1 protein-coding gene is annotated in these 583 nt (G+C 55.9%); it reads left to right on the top strand.

Translation table 11 applies throughout. The features are described from left to right. Window positions 1-24: 24 nt before the first annotated feature. Window positions 25-583 (top strand): AMP-binding protein (locus tag AYK65_RS31005; RefSeq protein ID WP_275531700.1); only part of this gene is annotated, 559 nt, incomplete at its 3' end.

The raw sequence follows: 583 nt of genomic DNA on the forward strand, positions 1-583 counted from the left end.
TCCACCGGAACGCCCAAGGGCGTCATGGTCGAGCATGCGCAAATTGTCCGTTTGTTTGAGGCGACACGGAGCTGGTACGATTTCAACGAGCGCGATGTCTGGTGCCTGTTTCATTCTTTCTCGTTCGACTTCTCGGTCTGGGAGTTGTGGGGAGCGCTGCGCCATGGTGGACGTCTGATTCTCGTACCGAGACATATAGCTCGCTCTGCTCCCGACTTTTATAATCTGGTTTGCAAGTCAAGCGTCACGGTGCTCAACCAGACCCCTTCGGCGTTTAAAGCTCTGATCGAAGCCGAGCGTGAGAGTGGGGTTCGCAACCAGCTTCGCTATGTGATTTTTGGAGGCGAGGCCCTGGAGCCTTCCTCTCTGAAGCCGTGGTTCGAACGGCATTCTGAGCACGCCCCACGGCTGATCAACATGTACGGCATCACAGAGACGACTGTGCATGTCACATATCGGCCTCTTAACAAGTCTGATACGTCCAGCTCATGCGGTCCGATCGGCGAACGGATCCCGGACCTTCGAATATATCTGCTGGATCAATTTGGTGCGCCCGTGCCTTTCGGGGCGGTTGGCGAGCTCT

Source organism: Ensifer aridi, from assembly GCF_002078505.1.
Lineage (GTDB): Bacteria > Pseudomonadota > Alphaproteobacteria > Rhizobiales > Rhizobiaceae > Sinorhizobium > Sinorhizobium aridi.